At 68.2% G+C, this 18,774-nt stretch carries 18 protein-coding genes; 11 read left to right on the top strand and 7 right to left on the bottom strand.

What is annotated here, in order from left to right; genetic code table 11:
- Nucleotides 1–200: 200 nt before the first annotated feature.
- From NA11_RS22770 to NA11_RS22755, 4 genes are all read left to right on the top strand, one after another.
- A complete protein-coding gene (locus tag NA11_RS22770) occupies nucleotides 201–2,714 on the top strand; it encodes an AAA family ATPase (RefSeq protein ID WP_245746080.1) in 2,514 nt (837 codons plus the stop codon).
- A gap of 13 nt (nucleotides 2,715–2,727) precedes the next feature.
- A complete protein-coding gene (locus NA11_RS22765) occupies nucleotides 2,728–3,210 on the top strand; it encodes a hypothetical protein (RefSeq protein ID WP_084654966.1) in 483 nt (160 codons plus the stop codon).
- Nucleotides 3,211–3,295: 85 nt separating this feature from the next.
- Entirely contained in the window at nucleotides 3,296–3,685 is a 390-nt protein-coding gene (locus tag NA11_RS22760) for a YchJ family protein (protein ID WP_069163990.1), read from the top strand.
- Nucleotides 3,686–3,729: 44 nt separating this feature from the next.
- Nucleotides 3,730–4,017: an Rdx family protein gene (locus NA11_RS22755; RefSeq protein WP_069163989.1), complete on the top strand. Its 288-nt coding sequence runs from the start codon at nucleotides 3,730–3,732 to the stop codon at nucleotides 4,015–4,017.
- Between the two features lie 89 nt (nucleotides 4,018–4,106).
- Here the strand turns inward: NA11_RS22755 and NA11_RS44020 are convergent, their stop codons facing one another.
- Nucleotides 4,107–4,331, bottom strand: coding sequence for an FmdB family zinc ribbon protein (locus tag NA11_RS44020; RefSeq protein ID WP_084654964.1), 225 nt, complete (start codon nucleotides 4,329–4,331; stop codon nucleotides 4,107–4,109).
- A 217-nt stretch (nucleotides 4,332–4,548) separates the two neighbouring features.
- Between NA11_RS44020 and NA11_RS22750 the strand changes: the two genes are divergently transcribed.
- Entirely contained in the window at nucleotides 4,549–6,141 is a 1,593-nt protein-coding gene (locus tag NA11_RS22750) for a carboxylesterase/lipase family protein (RefSeq protein ID WP_084654962.1), read from the top strand.
- A 14-nt stretch (nucleotides 6,142–6,155) separates the two neighbouring features.
- Here the strand turns inward: NA11_RS22750 and NA11_RS22745 are convergent, their stop codons facing one another.
- The 3 genes from NA11_RS22745 to NA11_RS22735 form a co-directional block, all read right to left on the bottom strand.
- A complete protein-coding gene (locus NA11_RS22745) occupies nucleotides 6,156–7,463 on the bottom strand; it encodes a cytochrome P450 (RefSeq protein ID WP_069164002.1) in 1,308 nt (435 codons plus the stop codon).
- Between the two features lie 183 nt (nucleotides 7,464–7,646).
- A complete protein-coding gene (locus NA11_RS22740) occupies nucleotides 7,647–8,369 on the bottom strand; it encodes a TIGR03089 family protein (RefSeq protein ID WP_069164001.1) in 723 nt (240 codons plus the stop codon).
- An 18-nt stretch (nucleotides 8,370–8,387) separates the two neighbouring features.
- Complete coding sequence (locus NA11_RS22735) at nucleotides 8,388–9,863, bottom strand: LCP family protein (protein ID WP_084654961.1); 1,476 nt, start codon at nucleotides 9,861–9,863, stop codon at nucleotides 8,388–8,390.
- A gap of 282 nt (nucleotides 9,864–10,145) precedes the next feature.
- Between NA11_RS22735 and rfbD the strand changes: the two genes are divergently transcribed.
- From rfbD to manB, 3 genes are all read left to right on the top strand, one after another.
- Nucleotides 10,146–11,015 (top strand): dTDP-4-dehydrorhamnose reductase, encoded by an 870-nt coding sequence (gene rfbD, locus NA11_RS22730; RefSeq protein ID WP_069163988.1) that lies wholly within the window; start codon nucleotides 10,146–10,148, stop codon nucleotides 11,013–11,015.
- 11 nt (nucleotides 11,016–11,026) lie between these two features.
- Nucleotides 11,027–11,923 carry a glycosyltransferase family 2 protein gene (locus NA11_RS22725; RefSeq protein WP_245746078.1) on the top strand — a complete coding sequence of 299 codons (897 nt, stop codon included), beginning with the start codon at nucleotides 11,027–11,029 and terminating at the stop codon, nucleotides 11,921–11,923.
- Between the two features lie 136 nt (nucleotides 11,924–12,059).
- Nucleotides 12,060–13,139 carry a mannose-1-phosphate guanylyltransferase gene (gene manB / locus NA11_RS22720; protein ID WP_069163987.1) on the top strand — a complete coding sequence of 360 codons (1,080 nt, stop codon included), beginning with the start codon at nucleotides 12,060–12,062 and terminating at the stop codon, nucleotides 13,137–13,139.
- Nucleotides 13,140–13,258: 119 nt separating this feature from the next.
- On the opposite strand, the gene NA11_RS22715 is transcribed toward manB, so the two are convergent.
- On the bottom strand, nucleotides 13,259–14,644 hold the full coding sequence (locus NA11_RS22715; RefSeq protein WP_069163986.1) for a cation:dicarboxylate symporter family transporter: 1,386 nt from the start codon (nucleotides 14,642–14,644) through the stop codon (nucleotides 13,259–13,261).
- 201 nt (nucleotides 14,645–14,845) lie between these two features.
- On the opposite strand from NA11_RS22715, the gene NA11_RS22710 reads away from it, so the two are divergent.
- Both NA11_RS22710 and NA11_RS22705 read left to right on the top strand, forming a co-directional pair.
- On the top strand, nucleotides 14,846–16,432 hold the full coding sequence (locus NA11_RS22710) for a sensor histidine kinase (RefSeq protein ID WP_245746076.1): 1,587 nt from the start codon (nucleotides 14,846–14,848) through the stop codon (nucleotides 16,430–16,432).
- Nucleotides 16,429–17,127, top strand: a complete 699-nt coding sequence (locus NA11_RS22705) for a response regulator (protein WP_069163985.1) — start codon at nucleotides 16,429–16,431, stop codon at nucleotides 17,125–17,127. Before NA11_RS22710 ends, NA11_RS22705 begins: the two co-directional genes overlap by 4 nt.
- A 100-nt stretch (nucleotides 17,128–17,227) precedes the next feature.
- Here the strand turns inward: NA11_RS22705 and NA11_RS22700 are convergent, their stop codons facing one another.
- Together NA11_RS22700 and NA11_RS22695 are read right to left on the bottom strand one after the other, a co-directional pair.
- Nucleotides 17,228–17,443, bottom strand: a complete 216-nt coding sequence (locus tag NA11_RS22700) for a DUF4287 domain-containing protein (protein WP_069163984.1) — start codon at nucleotides 17,441–17,443, stop codon at nucleotides 17,228–17,230.
- Between the two features lie 141 nt (nucleotides 17,444–17,584).
- Nucleotides 17,585–17,992, bottom strand: coding sequence for a DUF4267 domain-containing protein (locus tag NA11_RS22695; RefSeq protein ID WP_069163983.1), 408 nt, complete (start codon nucleotides 17,990–17,992; stop codon nucleotides 17,585–17,587).
- A gap of 121 nt (nucleotides 17,993–18,113) precedes the next feature.
- Here NA11_RS22695 and NA11_RS22690 point away from each other — a divergent pair, with 121 nt between their 5' ends.
- On the top strand, nucleotides 18,114–18,704 hold the full coding sequence (locus NA11_RS22690; protein ID WP_069163982.1) for a TetR/AcrR family transcriptional regulator: 591 nt from the start codon (nucleotides 18,114–18,116) through the stop codon (nucleotides 18,702–18,704).
- Nucleotides 18,705–18,774 lie beyond the last annotated feature (70 nt).

Raw genomic sequence — 18,774 nt, 5'->3', positions numbered from 1 at the left:
GTGCATGGGCGTTCTCTGGCATTCTGTCCTGTTCGGCTCGACCGAACCATCCAAACTGGGTGATACACCATCGAGCTGCCCGCCGGGGCTGGCGAGGGGTGGACATCGAGGCGCGGCCCCAGCCGTTTCGATGGCCATATCCAGCCCCGTGGGCAGATTCGCACTGTGGCCGGAGGTCTCACCTCCGGTGGGCGAATTCGATGCGATCGGGTAGCGTTTCGCACAGCTTCGACAGTGGCGCCGCGCACGGATCGGAGGACGTGTGGCGGCTCGGTGGTGGAGGGGGTTTCGACCTGATGCGTCCCGACGCCGATCCGGTGCCTCGGCTGACCGAGGTGGTGACGCGTCGGCTCGAGGCCGATCCCTCGGTGACCCCCTCGGTGGTCCGCACCGTATTGCGCGCCCTCGGCGGCGGCGAGAACGACGAGCGGGCAACCACATTCGACGATTCCGGCATCTTCCTGCGCGCCATCCGGGTGCGTGGATTCCGCGGCATCGGCCCCGAGGCCGAGTTACAGCTGCCGCCGGGACCTGGGCTCACCCTGGTCGTCGGCCGCAACGGCAGCGGCAAATCCAGCTTCGCCGAGGCCGCCGAACTCGTGTTCACCGGCGGAAATCGCCGCTGGGACGGACGATCCGCGGCCTGGCGCGAGGGCTGGCGCAACCTGCACGACGGCGACACCGCACGTATCGAGGTCGAGTTGCTCACCGCGGGCAGTGAGCCGCAGCTGACTATCGCCAAAGAGTGGCCCGCCGACGCGGACCTGCCCGACGCGCACTGGACCGAACAGCATCCACCTGCCGCGCCAAGGTCTTTCGACGTGGAACGCTGGGCAGGACGGCTGGAGCTGTACCGCCCCTTCCTGTCCTACAGCGAGCTCGGCGCGCTGGTCGACGGCAAGCCGAGCGACCTGTTCGACGCGCTGCACCAACTCCTCGGCCTCGACGAACTGACCTTGGCGCAGGAGCGGATTCGCCTGCGCCGCCTGGAATTGGAACGCGCCGTGCGGGATTCCCGCCAAGAGCGGCTCGAGCTGCTGGAAGCGCTCGGCTCGGTGGCCGACGACCGCGCCGTTCGAGTGACCGGTCTACTACGACCCGCGCAACCGGACCTCACCGCCGTCGGGCGCGAGGTGATCGGCACTTTCGACGATCCGGCCGGTCCCGCCGGTCTGCGCGCCATCGTTCGGCTCACGCTGCCCACCGCGGCGGAGGTTGCCGAGGTGGCCACGCGGCTCGCGGCCTGTGGCACCGCGCTGACCCGCGGCGCCACCGCAGATGCCGAGGCGGACCTGCGGGTGCTGGAACTGCTGCGCAGGGCCCGCGATCATCACGTGGCGAGCGGTGCGTGCCCGTGCCCGGTGTGTGGTCGCGGCGACCTGGACGCGGCGTGGGCGCGCGCGGCCGACGCCTCGATCGAGACGCTCGCCGCCAGGGTGGACGCGCTCACCACCGCACGCACCGAACTCGGTCAAGCCTTGCGCGCTGCCAGGTCGCTGCCGGATCTTGTTCCGCCGGAACTGGATTTCGACCCGCGCAATCCGCCCTCGGTGGACACCGGCGCGGTCCGCAGGGCCTGGGCTGACTGGGCCGCGCTGACCTCCGCGGACTACACCGTCGATCTGCCGGACCGGCTACGCGGCGCGCACGCAAGGCTCGTCGACGAACTCGACCTGGTGCAGCAGGGCACCCGCAAGGAGCTCGACCGCCTCGATGAGGTGTGGACGCCGCTGGTGCCGCGAATCAAGAGCTGGCTGGAGGGTGCGCGCGAGGTCGCTGCGCACGCGGCCGAACTGCGCACCGTCAAGAAGGCCGAGGAGTGGCTCAAGTCGGCGACCGCAGGCCTGCGCGGGGAACGCATGACGCCGCTGGAGACCACGGCGCGCTGGGTCTGGCACACGCTGCGCCAGCAGAGCAATGTGGAGCTCGGCGCGATTCGCTTGCAGGGCAACGCAGGAACGGCACGCCGGGTGTTGCTCGACGTCACGGTCGACGAGGTCGACGGCGCCGCGCTCGGCGTGATGAGCCAGGGTGAGCTGCATGCGCTCGGGTTGTCGCTGTTCCTGCCGAGGGCGACGGTCGAGGAGAGCCCGTTCCGCTTCGTGATGATCGACGATCCGGTGCAGGCGATGGACCCGGCGAAGGTGGACGGCCTGGCCAGGGTGCTTGCCGCGGTCGCGTGGACCAGGCAGGTCGTCGTGTTCACCCATGACGAGCGGCTGGCCGAGGCGGTGCGCCGGATGCAGCTCGATGCCACCGTGCTCGAGGTGCAGCGGCGGGATCGCTCGGTGGTCGAGGTGCGGGTGTCCAGCGATCCGGTCCGCCGCTACCTCGATGACGCCAGGGCCCTGGTGCGCACGCCGCAGCTGCCGGAGGCCATCGCCGACGAATTGGTCGCCACCTGTTGCCGTTCCGCCGTCGAGGCCGCGAGTTTGGCGCGGGCCAGGCGCACCCTGCTCGCCGACGGGATGAATCATCGTGACGTGGAACGCCACATCGATGGTGCGCAATCCACCAGGGCGAAGGTCGCGCTCGCGGTGATGGGGGTCGGCGGCAAGGTCGACGACCTCAACAAACATCTCATCGCGCGCGAAGGCCGATGGGTGGTCGATGCTTTGCGGGACGCCACCGCGGGCGCGCATGTGCCGATCGGGCGCAGCATGCGCGAATTGATCACGGAGACCGAGAAATTCGTCGCATGGCTGGCGCGGTGACCGTGGAGCGCCGATGACCGGGCAGCGCGGGTCGAGGCCACGCCGCCGCGGTCCGGCGCGCGGCGGCCGCCACACCAATGGGCGCCCGCCGCGTCAGCGCAGGCCGGGCGACGATGTCGAGCGTGCGCGCCCTTCGGTGGCGGAGCGGCTCGACACCGTGGATCGCCTGCTGTCCGGGTCGGTGACCGACGCGGGCGGGTTGTGGTCGCGTGCGACCGCATGGATCCTGCGCATCGCGTTGGAGCAGTCCGTCGACGAGCTGTGGTTGCGCACGGCGCCCGCGCTGGCCCGCTGTCCGATGCGGGCGCAGCTGATCGCGTTGCGCACCTTCGCCGGGGTCGAGGTGGCCGCGCAGGTGGCCGCGCTGTGGGCCGCGTTGTCGCGGGCTGCGCATCACCACGATTACGAGCTCGCCCCGAGCGTCACTGACCTGCGGCGTTGGCGCGAACAGACGGTGGCGATCGCCACGGCACTTGCCTCGGTCGAGCGGCGCTGAGCCGACGCCCCCGAAACTGCTGCACCACAACCAGATCAGCACCCCGGCGTGCACCGTGACACCAGTGACGCGCGAGAATCGAGGGATGAGTGGGACGCGAGTATGTCCATGTGGCCGTGGCGAGGCCTTAGACGACTGCTGCGGACCGGTGCTGAGCGGGAAACGCGCGGCGGCCACCGCCGAAGCGTTGATGCGATCTCGCTACACCGCTTTCGCGGTCGGCGACACCGATTACTTGCGTCGATCGTGGCATCCACGCACCAGGCCTGCCGAGCTCGAGCTCGATCCCGGTCAGCGGTGGCTCTTCCTGGAGATTCTGCGCACCGCCGACGGCGGGCTGTTCGACGACAGCGGCCTGGTCGAGTTCGTCGCGCACTACAAGGGGGAGGGCGGACGCGGCTCGCTGCACGAGGTCAGCCGGTTCCTGCGGGCCGACGGCGCCTGGGTCTATCTCGACGGCGAGATCGAGGCCTGAGCGCGCGCAGCGAGGCGGAGGCATGACCGGTAGCGTTGGCTGGCATGTCCCGTGTTGCGATCGAGTACTGCACCCAGTGTCGCTGGTTGTTGCGGGCGAGCTGGATGGCGCAGGAGTTGTTGAGCACCTTCGGCACCGAGCTCGGCGAGGTCGCGTTGATCCCCGGGGAAGGCGGCGTTTTCCGCATCACCGTCGACGGTGATCAGGTATGGGAACGCAAGGCCGACGGCGGTTTTCCCGATATCGCGGTGCTCAAGCAGCGGGTGCGCGACCGGGTCGCCCCCGACCGTGATCTCGGCCACGTGGATCGCCGCGACGCTGTGTCTGATTAGTGGTGTTCGCAGCCTGCGTGGTTACGCAAGCTGCCGCCTCCGGGCTCGACACGCAGACCGCCGCCGCGCCCGCCGAGTGATCGTGGGGCTCAGCCGCAGCAGGATCCGCCGCAGCAGCCGCCGCCTGCCGAGCTGGGCGCCTGACTTGCTGCCGGCGCCGCGCCACCACGGCTGACCGTGCCGAACGTGGTCAGCAACTTGACGGTGTCGGCATGGCCGCTCGGGCAGGACGCCGGATTCGACGACTCCGCCATCGGGCGGTTCACCTCGAAAGTGTCCCCGCAGCTGCGGCACCGGAAGCTATAACTCGGCATCGGACAAGCGTAGCTGGTGCGTCGGATATCCAGGGGGCCCGCGGTGGACGTACCCTCGAAGAGGAGATCACGAGGTGCTGGCCCTATCGCAGCAAACTTGCAGCATACTGATGGGGCGTTGGCAGGAGGTGCAAACCATGGGCGAACGCGGCGAGCGATCGATCAACACAGCCACGGATGTGGTCATGGCGAAACCGATCGTCGGCGAGGTGCGGTCATGAGTATCCAGCCCGACACCGAACCCGCGGTCGGCGGCATCGAGCCCGTCGCGATGACGAATACCGGTGCGGTGCGCGGCCGCTGGGACGGCCAGGTAGCGGTATGGCGGAGCATCCCCTACGCGGCGGCGCCGATCGGTGCCGACCGATTCCGCCCGCCGAAGCCGCCGCGGGAATGGGATGGCATCCGCGACTGCGCCACGTTCGGCGAGATCGCCCCGCAGACCATGGGCAATATGGTTCCGGTCGATTCCGACCTGCGCATGGGCGAGGACTGCCTCTGGCTGAATGTCTGGGCGCCGCGGCGCGACCTCACCGACCTGGTGCACACCTTCGACAGCGGTGAACCGCGTCCGGTGCTGGTCTGGTTGCACGGCGGCGCCTACTGCCTCGGCACCGCGGCCCAGGGCATCTATGACGGCCGCAAGCTGGCCGAAGCCGGTGACGTCGTTGTGGTCACGGTGAACTACCGGATCGGTGCGCTCGGCTTCCTCGATCTGTCCTCGTTGCCAGGCCCCTTCACGCCGAATCTCGGCCTGTACGACCAGATTGCCGCGCTGGAATGGGTGCGCGAGAACATCGCCGCGTTCGGCGGCGACCCAGGCAATGTCACGCTGTTCGGCGAATCCTCCGGCGCGGGCTGTGTCACCGCGCTGATGACCTCGCCGCGCGCGGCCGGGCTGTTCCACCAGGCCATCGCCGAGAGTCCGCCCGCGACAACGGTCTTCGGCCAGGAGCGGGCGGCCGCTGTCGCCCGGCGCTTCCTCGAACTGCTGGAGTTACCGCCGGCCAGGGCCGTCGAACTGCTCGACTGGCCGATCGAGAAGATCGTCGAGGTGGCGGCCATCCTGCTGGACGAGGTGCCGTTGAAGGAGCCGGGCAGGCTGGCCGCCGCGCCGGTGGTCGACGGGGAACTGCTGCCCGCCTATCCGATCGACCGGTTCCAGCGCGGCCGCTCGCATCGGGTGCCGTTGTTGATCGGCACCAACAAGGACGAGGCGTCGCTGTTCCGGGTCTTCCGCTCGCCGATCATGCCGGTGACCCCGGATGCGGTGAACGCGATGCTCAACGATGTCGCGGCGAGTCATCCGGAGCTCTCGCACGAGCGCATCGCCGAAATCACCTCGGCCTACCCGGATCTCGACAAGACGCGCGGCGCCCTCGCCATGTCCGGCGACGCCGCGTTCCGGATGCCCGCCTACTGGGTGGCCGACGGGCATGCCCAGCATTCACCGACCTGGATGTACCGCTTCGACCATGCGACGCCGATGCTGCGTGCGGCGCGAGTCGGCGCAGGGCATGCCACCGAACTGCCCTATGTGTTCGGCAATTTCGGCTCGTTCAACCATGATCCGACGTTCTGGCTCGGCGGCCGCAAGGTGGCCATGGAGGTGTCGGGCCGAATGATGCGGCGCTGGCTCGCCTTTGCCACGCATGGTGTTCCTGCGGCGATCGACGGCTCGAAACACTGGCCGCCGTACCGGCCGTCGACACGCACCACGTTGCTGATCGACACGGTCGACCGGGTCGTCGACAACCCCGACCGCGACCTGTACACCGCGTGGGGCGAACAGGCCGTCGGCTTCAGCTGAGGTATCCGGAGGCGCTACACCGTGGTGGGTTCGGGTGCGGCGGCGCGGTGGCCGAGGCGCACCGGCATCCGCTCGTATCCGTGCAGCGTGAACAACTCCCTGCGCCGCGGTGTGCCGTCCAGCTGCAGGTCGGGGAAGCGGTCGAACAGAGCCTGCAGCGCATAGACGCCCTCCATCCTGGCCAGGCTCGCGCCGAGGCAGACATGGATGCCACTGCTGAAAGACAGGTGGTCCTTGGCATTCGAGCGGGCGACGTCGAAGCGGCCAGGGTCGGCGAACACGCCGGGATCGCGATTGGCCCCTGCCAGCGAGAGCACGATGGTGTCACCTCTGCGGAGCTTTTCCCCGCCGATCTCGACGTCGCACAACGCCGTTCGCGCTGTCGTCTGCACCGGTGAGTCGAAGCGCAGCACCTCTTCGACGGCATTGGGCCACAGCTCCGGGTCGGTGCGCAGCCGGTCGAGCTGGTCCGGATGGCTGAGCAGCTGCACGACGCCGTTGCCGATGAGGTTGACGGTGGTCTCGAAGCCCGCGCCCATCAGCAGGCTCGCGGTGGCCTTGAGCGCGTAGGTATCGAGCTCGCCCGCGCTGACCAGCGTGCTCAGGATGTCGTCGCCGGGGGTGCGGCGCAACCGTGCGATGTGGTCGTCGAGGTAACTGTTCATCACCTCCATGGACTTCAACGCCCGCTTGTGCGTGCGCCAGGAGATTCCGACGTCGAGCAGCGGTGTCATCTGGTCGCCCCAGGCCAGGAACAAGTCCTTGTCCTTCTCGGGGAAGCCGAGCATTTCGGAGATGATCGCGATCGGGACCTGGGCGGAGAACGCGGTGACCAGATCGGTGGCGCCGCCGGACGGCAGTGCCTCGAGCAATTCCTCGGTGACCGTCTCGACGCGGTCGCGCAGTCTGGCGATGGCGCGCGGGGTGAACGCGGAGGCCACCGGTTTGCGCATCTGCGTGTGCTCCGGCGGGTCGATCACCAGCATCGAGGGCGGCTCGACGGGATTCGGCGGCAGCGGGAAGTATTTGGCCAGCTTCTGCACCGGGCCGGGGACGTCGAAGCTTTCGGGGGTGAGCACGCCGAAGCGAGTGTCGCGCAGGATGGCTCGGCACAGCTCATGGTCGAAGCTGGCCCAGGAGATCGGTGTGCGGATCAACCGGCCCCGGCCGCGCAGGCGTTCGATGAGCGGGTACGGATCGATGTACCCGGTGGGGCCACCCATCAGTTCGGCGAACAGGTCCCCCCGCTTCGCCTGGGTGCGCAGCACCAAGCGCGGCGCGCCTTGCACGGACAGCCAGCGGAACCAATACTGCGGCTTCATCATTCACCAACCCCGTCGTTGTGCGATATGTCCCACCGTACGGAACCCGGTCAGCTTCTGGAACGTCCTCTAGTCGGACCTGCGCCTATACCGTGGTAGGAGTCGTCAGGAGATCGGCGAGCACACCCGCGGCACCGCTGTCCACGGTACTGCGCACGGGTGACGGCGAACCGCGATTCCTGATTATCCGCGCTGGGCAGTGACCTTTTCGGATTCGATGCGCCGCTCGCGCTGTGCCGGATCGGGATTGACTACCTGCACCAGCGAGGCGCCTGCCGACAGCACCGAGACGAAGCCGTCGATCAGCTCGGCCGGGGTATCCCACGACGTGCTCGACAGCACCCGGTCGCCCTCCGAAAACCCTTGCCGCATGGCCGATTTCTTTGCTTCGGCGAGCACCTCCGCCACCGGCATGCCGTCCAGCGCTGCGCCGGCGCCGCCAGGCAGGAACTGATCACCGTGCACCCGGACGGAGGTCGCGAAGTCGGTGACGCCGACCGGGAGGTCACGCACCGGAGCACCCAGCGCGTCGAGCGACAGCGCCGCCACCTCGGCGACACCGTCGGCGTCGTCGAGCCGATCGGGCGTCACCATGGCCAGCTCGGCGTCCTGATCGGGACGAAGCACCACCTCGGTGCCCGCCCACCAGCAGCCGAGCAGCACCGCGGCGGTCTGCCAGTGCGCAGGCAACAGCACCGCGATCCTGGCGCCGGGACTTAGCCCGAACTCGTCGCGGATCAGGTTGGCGGTCTTGGCCGCCCAGTTCGCCAGCGTCAGCCCGGACAACTCGATCCTGGCGCCGGTGGCATCGTCGTAATAGGTGACGCGCGGACCAGCGGGATCGCGCGCGAGGATCGGATCGAGCACCTTCTCGGTGAGGGTGATTGCCTGGTCGAAGTCACGCATCAGCTGGTTCACGCCTGTCTAGTTCACGCATTTCGGTCCATTCTGGCCTGCGTCGATAGGTGGTGCCGGCGGGACGGGCGTTGCGGTGGCGCTCGCCGTTCCGGAGAAATCGAACATGCTGGCTGCCGCCGAACCCGGACCAGAATAGTCGCTCGCCAGCACCACGCTCACCGAATCCGGGGACAGTGTCGCATCCGCGAGCACCGGCAGCCCACCGAGCTCCTTGGCCACCGCCTTCGCTTTGGCGTCACCGGTGTTCGCGGTGAGCACCCGGCTACCGGTGACGCTCCCGCCGGTGTAGTTGCCGACCACACCCTCGCGGAAGCCCTTACTGCGCAACGCCTGCGATACCTGGCCCGCCAGGCCGCCGACACCGCTGGCGTTGTACACGCTGACGGTCACCGTCGCCGGATCGAACGCGGGCGCGTCCGACTCCGTGGCCTTGGTATCGCCGACCAGTCCGGCGACGTAGGACTTGACCGCCTTCGGGTCGACCCGCACCACCGATTCGCCGCCGCTGGTCATGTAGTTCAGATCGGTGACCGGGATCGTCTCGAAACTCACCTGGCCGCCCGAAAGATCCTGCAGCTGTTGCAGGAACGCGAGCACGTCCCAGTCGTCGTCGAGCACGACCGTGCGCCCGACCGCCTCGCTGAGCTGCTTCATCCGCCCCGGATTGCTGAGCGTCTTCGCGCTGAGCACCTGGCCGACCAGCTGCGCCATGAAGACCTGCTGGCGCACGATGCGGTCGAGGTCGCCGCGCGGCAGGTTGTGCCGTTGCCGGACGAAGCTCAATGCCGAAGGGCCGTCGAGGCGTTGGCGTCCTGCCGGGAAGTCGGCGCCGGACATCCATTCGTCGACCGGATTGTTCAGGCACACCTCGACCCCGCCCACCGCGTCGGTGAGCAGCACGAAGCCGAGCAGGCTCACCTCCGCATAGTGGTCGACGTTGATGCCGGTGAGGTTGGCGACGGACTTGACCAGCGCCTGGCGTCCGGCCTTGGTGGACTGCTTGTCCGCGTCGTCCTCGGAGACGCCCTGTTTGATCAGCTTCAGCCGCTGGGTTTCCTTGGTTGCCCCGTACGCGGAATTGATCTTGCCTTTGCCGAGGTCGGGAATGTCGACATACGAGTCGCGGGGGATGGAGATGGCGGTCGCGGACCTGCCGTCGTTCGGCACTCGGATCAGCACGATGGTGTCGGTGTTGGTGCCGACCTCGTCGCCCGCGTGCAGCAGCGCGCGCTCGCGACCGGTCAGCGGATTGCCGTGCGCGTCGGTGCGGCTGTCGACGCCGACCAGCAGGATGTCGACCGCACCGTCGCGCCCGCCGCCGAGGCCGAGCCCGCCGATGCGCTCGATGTTGGCGATGAGGTTGTCGACGCTGCTCCAGGCGAACCCGGTGATGACAAGAACCACGACGGCGAGCACCGCGGCGACGATCCGCACCGGACCGCCTGCGGGCAGCCGCGTTTCAGTGCCGCGCGGCCGAGTCATCGCAGACCTCCGTGCATTCGGCGAACTGCTCGGCCCGGACCGCGACGCCCGTTGCGGCTAACTTGGGTCCTCTCGACAACGCGACATCCTTCCAGCAAGCTCCGATGCCTATTTCGACCACGCGGTGGACGCGACCACCCCACCTTTCCACAGCCCCCGCACCCTCGTAGCAAACCCAGGTTCGACACGGGCGCCAGCCGAGGGCAACTGAGGAGAAGGCTAACGAACAGCGGCTCGGACACCCTCAATTCGCAGGTGCGACGGCGTGCCAGACTGGGGGCCGTGACCGCCTCGACCCCGTCCGCCGCCGCCCGTCCCGCTCGCCTCGTGGTGACCGGGGCAGGCGGACAGCTCGGGCAGGAACTGATCCGCCTCGCGCCCGACGCCAGCGCCCTCGGCCGCCGCGACCTCGACATCACCGATCCCGCCGCCGTGCGCGCGGTCATCGAACCCGGCGATGTCGTGCTCAACTGCGCGGCCTACACCGCGGTCGACCGTGCGGAGACCGACACCGCAGCGGCGTTCGCGGGCAACGAAACCGGGCCAGCCGTGCTCGCGGCCGCCTGTGCGCGGGTCGACGCCAGGCTGATCCATCTCTCCACCGACTATGTGTTCCCCGGTACCGAGGACCGCCCGTACGACACCACCGATCCGACCGGTCCCACCCTCGTGTACGGGAAGTCCAAACTCGCGGGTGAGCACGCCGTGCTCACGCTGGCGCCGCGGGCGCACGTGGTGCGGACCGCGTGGGTGTACACCGGGCGCGGCAGCGATTTCGTCGCCACCATGCTGCGGCTGGAGCGCGAACGCGACACCGTCGACGTGGTCGACGATCAACTCGGCGCACCCACCTACGCCGCCGATCTGGCGGCCGCGCTGCTCGAGCTCGTCGGTCGCCCGGACGCCCCGCGCCTGCTGCACGCCACCAACGCCGGGCAGGCCACCTGGTTCGAGTTCGCCCGTGCGGTCTTCTCGGGTGTCGGTGCCGATCCGGAGCGAGTCCTGCCGTGTGACTCGTCCGCTTTTCCGAGACCCGCACGGCGCCCGGCATATTCGGTGTTGTCGCACCGTGCCTGGGACGACGCCGGGTTGACGCCATTGCGCCCATGGCGAGTGGCACTGGGGGACGCGCTGGCGCGGTTGTCCGACTAGGCTCCTAGCCCGTGACCGAATCCGATACCGCCGCCGCGGTTGGCCTGACCGTCGTCACGGTGACCTATTCGCCGGGCGAGCACCTCGAGCACTTCATCAGCACGCTGGCCGACGCGACCACCGAGAAGCCACAGGTGATCCTGGCCGACAACGGGTCGACCGACGGCGTGCCGGAACTGGTCGCCGAGGCCAATTCTCATGTGCGGCTGCTGCGCACCGGCGGCAACATCGGCTACGGCGGCGCGATCAACCGGGCCGTCGCGGAGATCGACCCCGACGTCGAATTCGTGGTGATCGCCAACCCGGACATCCGCTGGGGCACCGACTCCATCGACAAGCTGCTCGCCGCCGCACAGCGCTGGCCGCGGGCAGGCGCCCTCGGCCCGCTGGTGCTCGAACCGGACGGCAGCGTCTACCCGTCGGCCCGGCGGGTGCCCGGTCTGCTCGACGGCGCGGGCCACGCGATCCTCGGCACCGTGTGGAAGACGAACCCGTGGACTCGCCGCTACCGGCAGGAAAACGAGGAGATCTCCGAGCGGACCGTCGGCTGGCTGTCCGGCTCCTGCCTGCTGGTGCGGCGCGCGGCCTTCGACGCGATCGACGGCTTCGACTCGCGCTACTTCATGTACATGGAGGACGTCGACTTCGGCGACCGGATGGGCACGGCGGGCTGGCACAACGTGTTCGTGCCGTCCGCGGAGGTCACGCACGCGAAGGGGCATGCCGCGGGACGGCACCCCGAGGTGATGCTGCCCGCGCACCACGCGAGCGCATACCGCTTCCAGGCCGACCGGCATCCGCACTGGTGGCAGGCGCCGCTGCGGCTGGCGTTGCGCGCAGGACTTGCGGTGCGCTCCCGAATTGCGGTTCGATCTGCGCTGCGTCAGCAAGCGCGGGACGCTGCATAAGCACAATTTCGCAGAGCGTCGGTGTCAACTGACGCACGAACGCGGTGAGCAGGCACGCGGCTGAGCCACAATGGGCGAGGACTCGTGCCGCTCTGGCGCGGGCAACCGTCGATCCACTGTGAACAGGGGACCTTGAATGGCAGGAAAAACAGGCACCGACGCCGTCATCCTGGTGGGCGGGCAGGGCACACGGCTACGGCCGCTGACCTTGTCGGCACCCAAGCCGATGCTGCCGACGGCCGGGCTGCCGTTCCTGACGCATCTGCTCGCTCGCATCGCCGAGGCCGGGATCACCCATGTCGTGCTTGGCACCTCGTTCAAGGCAGAGGTCTTCGAGGAGCATTTCGGTGACGGCGCCGAGCTCGGTATCGAGCTCGAGTACGTCACCGAAACCGAGCCGCTCGGCACCGGCGGCGCCATCCGCAACGTGCTGCCCAAGCTGCGCGCCGACACCGTCCTGGTGTTCAACGGCGACGTGCTCGGCGGCACCGACCTCGGCGCGGTGCTCGACACCCACGAGTCGACCAACGCCGACGTGACGCTGCACCTGGTCCGGGTCAGCGACCCACGTGCCTTCGGCTGTGTGCCCACCGACGCGGACGGCCGGGTCACCGCCTTCCTGGAGAAGACCCAGGATCCGCCGACCGATCAGATCAACGCGGGCTGCTATGTCTTCCGCCGCGAATACATCGAGAAGATCCCGTCGGGCCGCCCGGTTTCGGTGGAACGCGAAGTGTTCCCCACGCTGCTCGCCGAGGGCGCCCGCGTGCAGGCGCACGTGGACAGCTCCTACTGGCGGGACATGGGCACTCCGGAGGACTTCGTCCGCGGCTCCGCCGATCTGGTCCGCGGCATCGCGCCCTCGCCTGCCCTGCCAGGCCAGCGCGGCGAATCGCTGGTCCACCCCGGCGCCGGAGTCGCACCGGGCGCACTGCTCATCGGCGGCACCGTCGTCGGCCGCGGCGCCGAGGTCGGCGCGGGCGCCCGCCTCGACGGCGCGGTCATCTTCGACGGCGCCGTCATCGAGGCAGGCGCCACCGTCGAACGCTCGATCATCGGCTTCGGCGCCCGCATCGGCCCGCGCGCGCTGGTGCGCGACGGCGTCATCGGCGACGGCGCGCAGGTCGGCGCCCGCTGCGAACTACTACGCGGCGCGCGAGTGTGGCCCGGCGTCGAGATCCCCGACGGCGGAATCCGTTTCTCGACGGACGTGTAATTCCGCGAAGTTGCGCAACGGATTTCGGGCATTTCCCGGAAACGCTCCGCTGTCGCAACCGCCCTGACAACGCGCGAAGGGCCCGCAGATCCTGCGGGCCCTTCGTGTTTCACAGGCAACTAGGCCGGAACCAGGTCCTTGGAATCCGGCTTCTGCTGCGGCTGCGCGCCGTGGTCGTTATCGACCATGGTCTGTTCATCGAACGGCAACTTGCGGTCGAGGACATCCTTGACCTGAGCCGTATCGATGGTCTTGGTCCAGGTGCCGATCAGCACGGTGGCGACGGCGTTACCGGAGAAGTTGGTGAGCGCTCTGGCTTCGGACATGAAGCGGTCGATGCCGACGATCAAGCCGACGCCGTCGAGCAATTCGGGACGGTGACTCTGCAGACCACCGGCCAAGGTGGCCAGGCCTGCACCGGTGACACCGGCGGCGCCCTTCGACGCCACGATCATGAACAGCAACAGGCCGATCTGTTCGCCGAGGCTCAGTGGCTTGTCCATCGCGTCCGCGATGAAAATAGACGCCATGGTCAGGTAGATTGCAGTGCCATCCAAGTTGAATGAATACCCGGTCGGCACAACGACACCCACGGTCGTTCGCTCGACGCCCATGTGCTCCATCTTCGCGATCAGACGAGGCAACGCGGACTCGGAGGACGAGGTCGCGACGATCAGCAGGTACTCACGCGCCAGGTAGCGGACAAGCTTCAGGATGGACACCCGCGACACGAGCCACAGCACGACACCGAGCACGCCGAAAACGAACACCAAGCAGGTCAGGTAGAACGCGATCATCAACGTTGCCAGCTCACCGACGGCTTTGAGCCCGGTCTTTCCGACTACGTTCGCGATCGCGCCGAACGCGCCGATCGGGGCGAGCCAGAGAATCATCACCAGCACGCGGAAGACGAGCTTCTGCAGCAGGCCGATGCCGCGCAGGATCGGCTCACCGGTCGTGCCCATCGCCTGCAGCGCGAATCCGACGAGCACGGCGATGAACAGCGCCTGCAGCACACTGCCCGAGGTCAGCGACGAGAACATCGTCGACGGCACGATGTTGGAGATGAATTCCCAAGTGCCGCCCGCTTTGTCCGCGGTCTTCGCGAGGTCCGAGCTCGCTTTGGCAGTGTCGGTGCCGATGTTCAAGCCTTCCCCCGGCTCGAGCAGGTTGCCGACGACGAGGCCGATGCCGAGCGCGAAGGTCGACATGACCATGAAGTACCCGATGGCCAACCCGCCGACCTTGCCGACGGTGGCCGCGGTGCGGATCGATCCGATGCCGAGCACGATGGTGCAGAAGATGACCGGCGCGATCATCATCTTGATCAGGTTGACGAAGATGGTGCCGAGCGGAGCGACAGCAACACCGAACTTTGGCGCGGCGACACCGACGATGATGCCCGCGACGACCGCGACGATGACGGCCAAGTACAGCCAGTGGGTGCGGTCCCGCTTCTTCGGTGGCGCTACAGGTGGTGCGACTTCGGGTGTTGCTTCGCTCATGACTGCGCCTCGCTGGCGCTCGGCTCCGTCATGACCGAATATTCGGCTGCGTTCTTTGTTCGCTCGCTGCGCTCGCTCATGTGTGGTGACGTCCTTCAGGTACCGACGTGAGGTGCCTCACGCCTTCCAGGCAGAATGATGACCGTCCGGGTGACACCGGTCACGGTTTGGTGCATTACGTTCAGTGGAGGAAAGTACCTAGTGAGACGCGGTCGGCTATCTCTGGCCGGTCAGGCCTTCGCACTCCAGCTGATCGTGCTCATCCTCATGGTCGTCGTGGGCGCGGTCCTCGCAGTGCTGGACGCGCGACGCCACAGCGACTTGACCACCACCCGCGAAGTCAGGGATGTCGCGGTGACGGTGGCTGAGGCGCCCTCCACCCTCCAGGCCGTGTACAGCACCAACCCCACGGCCATCTTGCAGCCGGTGACCGAGCGGACCCGGCTCGAGACCGGGATGGATTTCATCGTGGTGATGGCACCGGATCGGACCCGCTACACGCACACCAACCCGGACAACATCGGCAAGCCGTTCAGCGGAAACATCGACAGGGCGCTGGCCGGGGAGACCTTCACCGAAACCTTCACCGGCACCCTCGGACCGTCGATCCGGGCGGTGACGCCGGTCTACGACTCGGGGAAGGTGGTCGCGCTGGTGTCTGCCGGGGTGACCCGCGCCAAGATCGGCGACCAGGTCGCGACGCAGTTGCCGGTGATCCTCGGCGTCGCCGCCGCCGGTCTGGTGGTGTCGGGCAGCGGCTCGTTCCTGTTGAGCAGGCGGCTGCGCAGGCAGACGCACGGGCTCGCGCCCGACGAGCTGCGCGCCATGTACGAGCAGCACGATGCCGTGCTGCATTCGATCCACGAGGGGTTGGTGGTCTTCGGCATCGCGGGCGAACGGGCCGAGGTGGTCAACGACGAGGCACGCAGGCTGCTCGAGCTGCCCGCCGGTGAGGTGCGCCGCGGCGACCTTCCGGTGTCGATGCAGCAGATGAGCTGGGGTGTGGTGCGCGACGAGATGCACGTGACCAACGACCGGATCCTGCTCGTCAACCAGGACATCGTCACCTGGGAGGGTCGTCCCATCGGCACTGTCATGACGATCCGCGACCACACCGAATTGCGCACGGTGATGGGCGAACTCGACTCGGTGCGCAGCTTCGCCGAATCGCTGCACGCGCAGGCGCACGAATCGGCCAACCGGCTGCACACCGTGGTCACCATGGTCGAGCTCGGTCGCTATCGGGAGGCGGTCGAGTTCGCCACCTCGGAACTCGAACTCTCCCAGGCGCTGATCGACCGGCTGCTGGCCGCGGTCGGTTCGCCCGCGCTCGCGGCGCTGCTGCTCGGCAAGGTGAACCAGGCCACCGAGCGCAGCATCGAGCTGACCATCACCGAGGACACCGCGCTCGACTCCATCGAGCCGCTGTCACCGCAGGAGACGGTGACACTGGTCGGCAATCTCATCGACAACGCCATCGACGCCGCCGCCGACAGCACGGCGGGCTGGGTGGAGGTCACGGTGCGCCACCACGACCTCGCTGCCGACGACGATGCGGCAGAACCCGATTCGTGCCTGTTCGTGCGCGTCGCGGACAGCGGACCAGGGATGTCCGAGGAGACGTTCGCCCGCGCGTCACAGCGCGGCTATTCGACGAAGGCCGACCATCACGGGCTCGGCCTCGCACTGGTCCACCGCCTGGTGGCCAGGCACGGGGGGACCATTCGTACCGAACTAGAGCCGGAAAGCGCGGTCACCGTGACGATTCCGCGAAAGGTTGCACAGTGATCCGGGTGTTGATCGTCGAGGACGAGCCACTCATCGCCGAGGCGCATCGCGCCTATGTCGACCGTATAGAAGGTTTCACCCCTGTCGGCGTCGCGCACACCGGTCGTGAGGCGATGCGGGCAGCCGCCGACGCCGCGGCCGAGGGGACGCCGATCGACCTGGTGCTCATGGACATCGGGCTCCCCGATGCCAGTGGACTCGACGTGGCCGCGGCATTGACCGGGCTCGCACCGCGTCCCGACGTCATCGCCATCACCTCGGCGCGCGATCTGGCCATGGTGCGTACGGCCGTCTCGCACGGCGTGGTGCTGTATCTGTTGAAGCCGTTCACCTTTGCCGCGTTCCGCGACAAACTCGACCGCTACCGCGAATTCCGCACCGCACTGCCTGCCGGCGAAACCGCCGTCTCCCAGCACGACATCGACCGCGCCCTCAGCGCGCTGCGCACCCCCGACCAGCGCACCACCACACCCAAAGGCGTTGCCCCGCAAACCCTCGACGAAATCTCGCGCACCGTCCGGGCGGCGCCGGACGGCATCACCGCCGCCGACACCGCCTCCACCATCGGTGTCTCCCGCATCACCGCGTGGCGTTACCTGGAGAAGTTAGCCGACGACGGATTAGTCACTCGCCGTTCGGATTACGGCCGTGCGGGCCGACCCAAGACCCGCTATGTCTGGAAGACCAAGGCGTGAGCTGATTCTCGCAAGTACCCGTGCGCTGGCAGCGCAACACGAAGGGCCCGCAGAATCTGCGGGCCCTTCGTGTTGCCGAGCGCGGGTGCACCGTGCCGCGTCAGGCGGCCCACTTTTCGGGGTTGAGGAAGTACTGGGTCAGGGCGGTGGCGTGGCCGTGGCCCATGGCGTGTTCGGACTTGAGCCATTCGACGAGGGGCTTGTGCGCCGCGTGGCCGGAATCGCGCATGGCGGACTGCCATTCGTCGATGGTGCGGCCGTACTTGGCTTCGATGGAGGGGAAGTAGGACGCGGGGCCGTGCGGCTTGGTTGCCATGGTGCTCGTCTCCTGTGCTCGTGGTGTGTTCATCGGTATCGACGGAGTGGCCACGGGGGATTCATCGCTGTGTGAGGTGGATCACCTGCATAGCGCTGTGCCCCCGAATTGCTCGGGGGCACAGCGCTATCGGGTGGTGGGTTACGCGGCGACGGGCTTGGCGGCCGTCTGGTGCTCGCGGAGCAGCAGTGCGCCGGTGAGGGCGACAAGGGCGGCGGTGAGGCCGTGGATGCCGAAGGCGGCGGCGGGTGAGCCGCTCCAGCTGAGCACGGTCAGCATGTCGCCGATCGGGACGAGGGCGACGACCAGGGTGACGATGCCGAGCGCGTAGCGCTGTTTGGCGGCAAGCAGCACCAGGATGAGGACGCCGAAGACGGTGTCGCGCACACCTTTCAGGTTCATGAAGGCGGCGGCATCGCCGTCCGGCCATGCGGGGAGTCCGAAGCCGGGCGCGATGACGTCGGGGGTGAACAGGTAGCTGATGCCGATGTAGAGGATGAAGGCCGCGCCGGCGAGGGAAAGGGCGGTGGCGATGCGCGAGATGGTCATGGCGGGACTCCTTGTGCAGATGCTGCTCAGTGCGGTGGTGCTCTGAAATCTAGCGGCGCTAGGTTCATGAGCAACGATAATGGAGCTTCGTTAGTTTGTCTAGCGCTGCTAGTATTTGGGTATGAGTGCACAGACTCGCAAGGAACGCGAACGGGCCGAACGCCAGCAACGGATCATCGACACCGCGCGCGAACTCGCCGAGTCGCAGGGCTGGGAGGCGGTGACGGTGCGCAAGCTGGCCGAGCGCATCGAATACAGCCAACCGGTGCTGTACAGCCACTTCGCGGGCAAAGCGGCGATCGTCGCGGCAGTCGCCGAACAGGGGTGCGCCGACCTTGCCGTCGCGCTGCACCGGGCGCACGCCGAAGCCGACGGGCCCGCCGCCGCGCTGGCCGCGGTCGCCCAGACCTACCTGGATTTCGCGGCCGCCAATCCCGCCCTCTACGACGCCATCTTCGTGATGAACATCGACCTCGTCTTCGGGCTGGCGGCGAGCAAGCCGCTGCGCGACGCGTTCGCGGGACTGGAGAACATGTTCCGGCCGTTCGTCGATGCGGCCGACCTCGGCGCGCGCACCGAGGTGGCCTGGAGCGCGCTGCACGGCCTCGCGACGCTGGACCGCAATAAGCGACTGCGTCCTGAGCTGCGCGAGCAGCGCCTCGCCATCCTCGTCGCCGAATGGTTGGCCGCCGTCGGCGCGGATCCGGCGTAACGGCGCGCGAATCCCGTTCTGGCTGGACCGAATCGGCGTTCGCCTCGACCAGTCGACGGTGACAGCCGAC

The sequence above is a fragment of the Nocardia altamirensis NBRC 108246 genome, from assembly GCF_001612685.1.
GTDB lineage: Bacteria > Actinomycetota > Actinomycetes > Mycobacteriales > Mycobacteriaceae > Nocardia > Nocardia altamirensis.
Note: the sequence above shows the minus strand (reverse complement) of the source record. Positions and strands in the feature narration are given on the sequence as shown.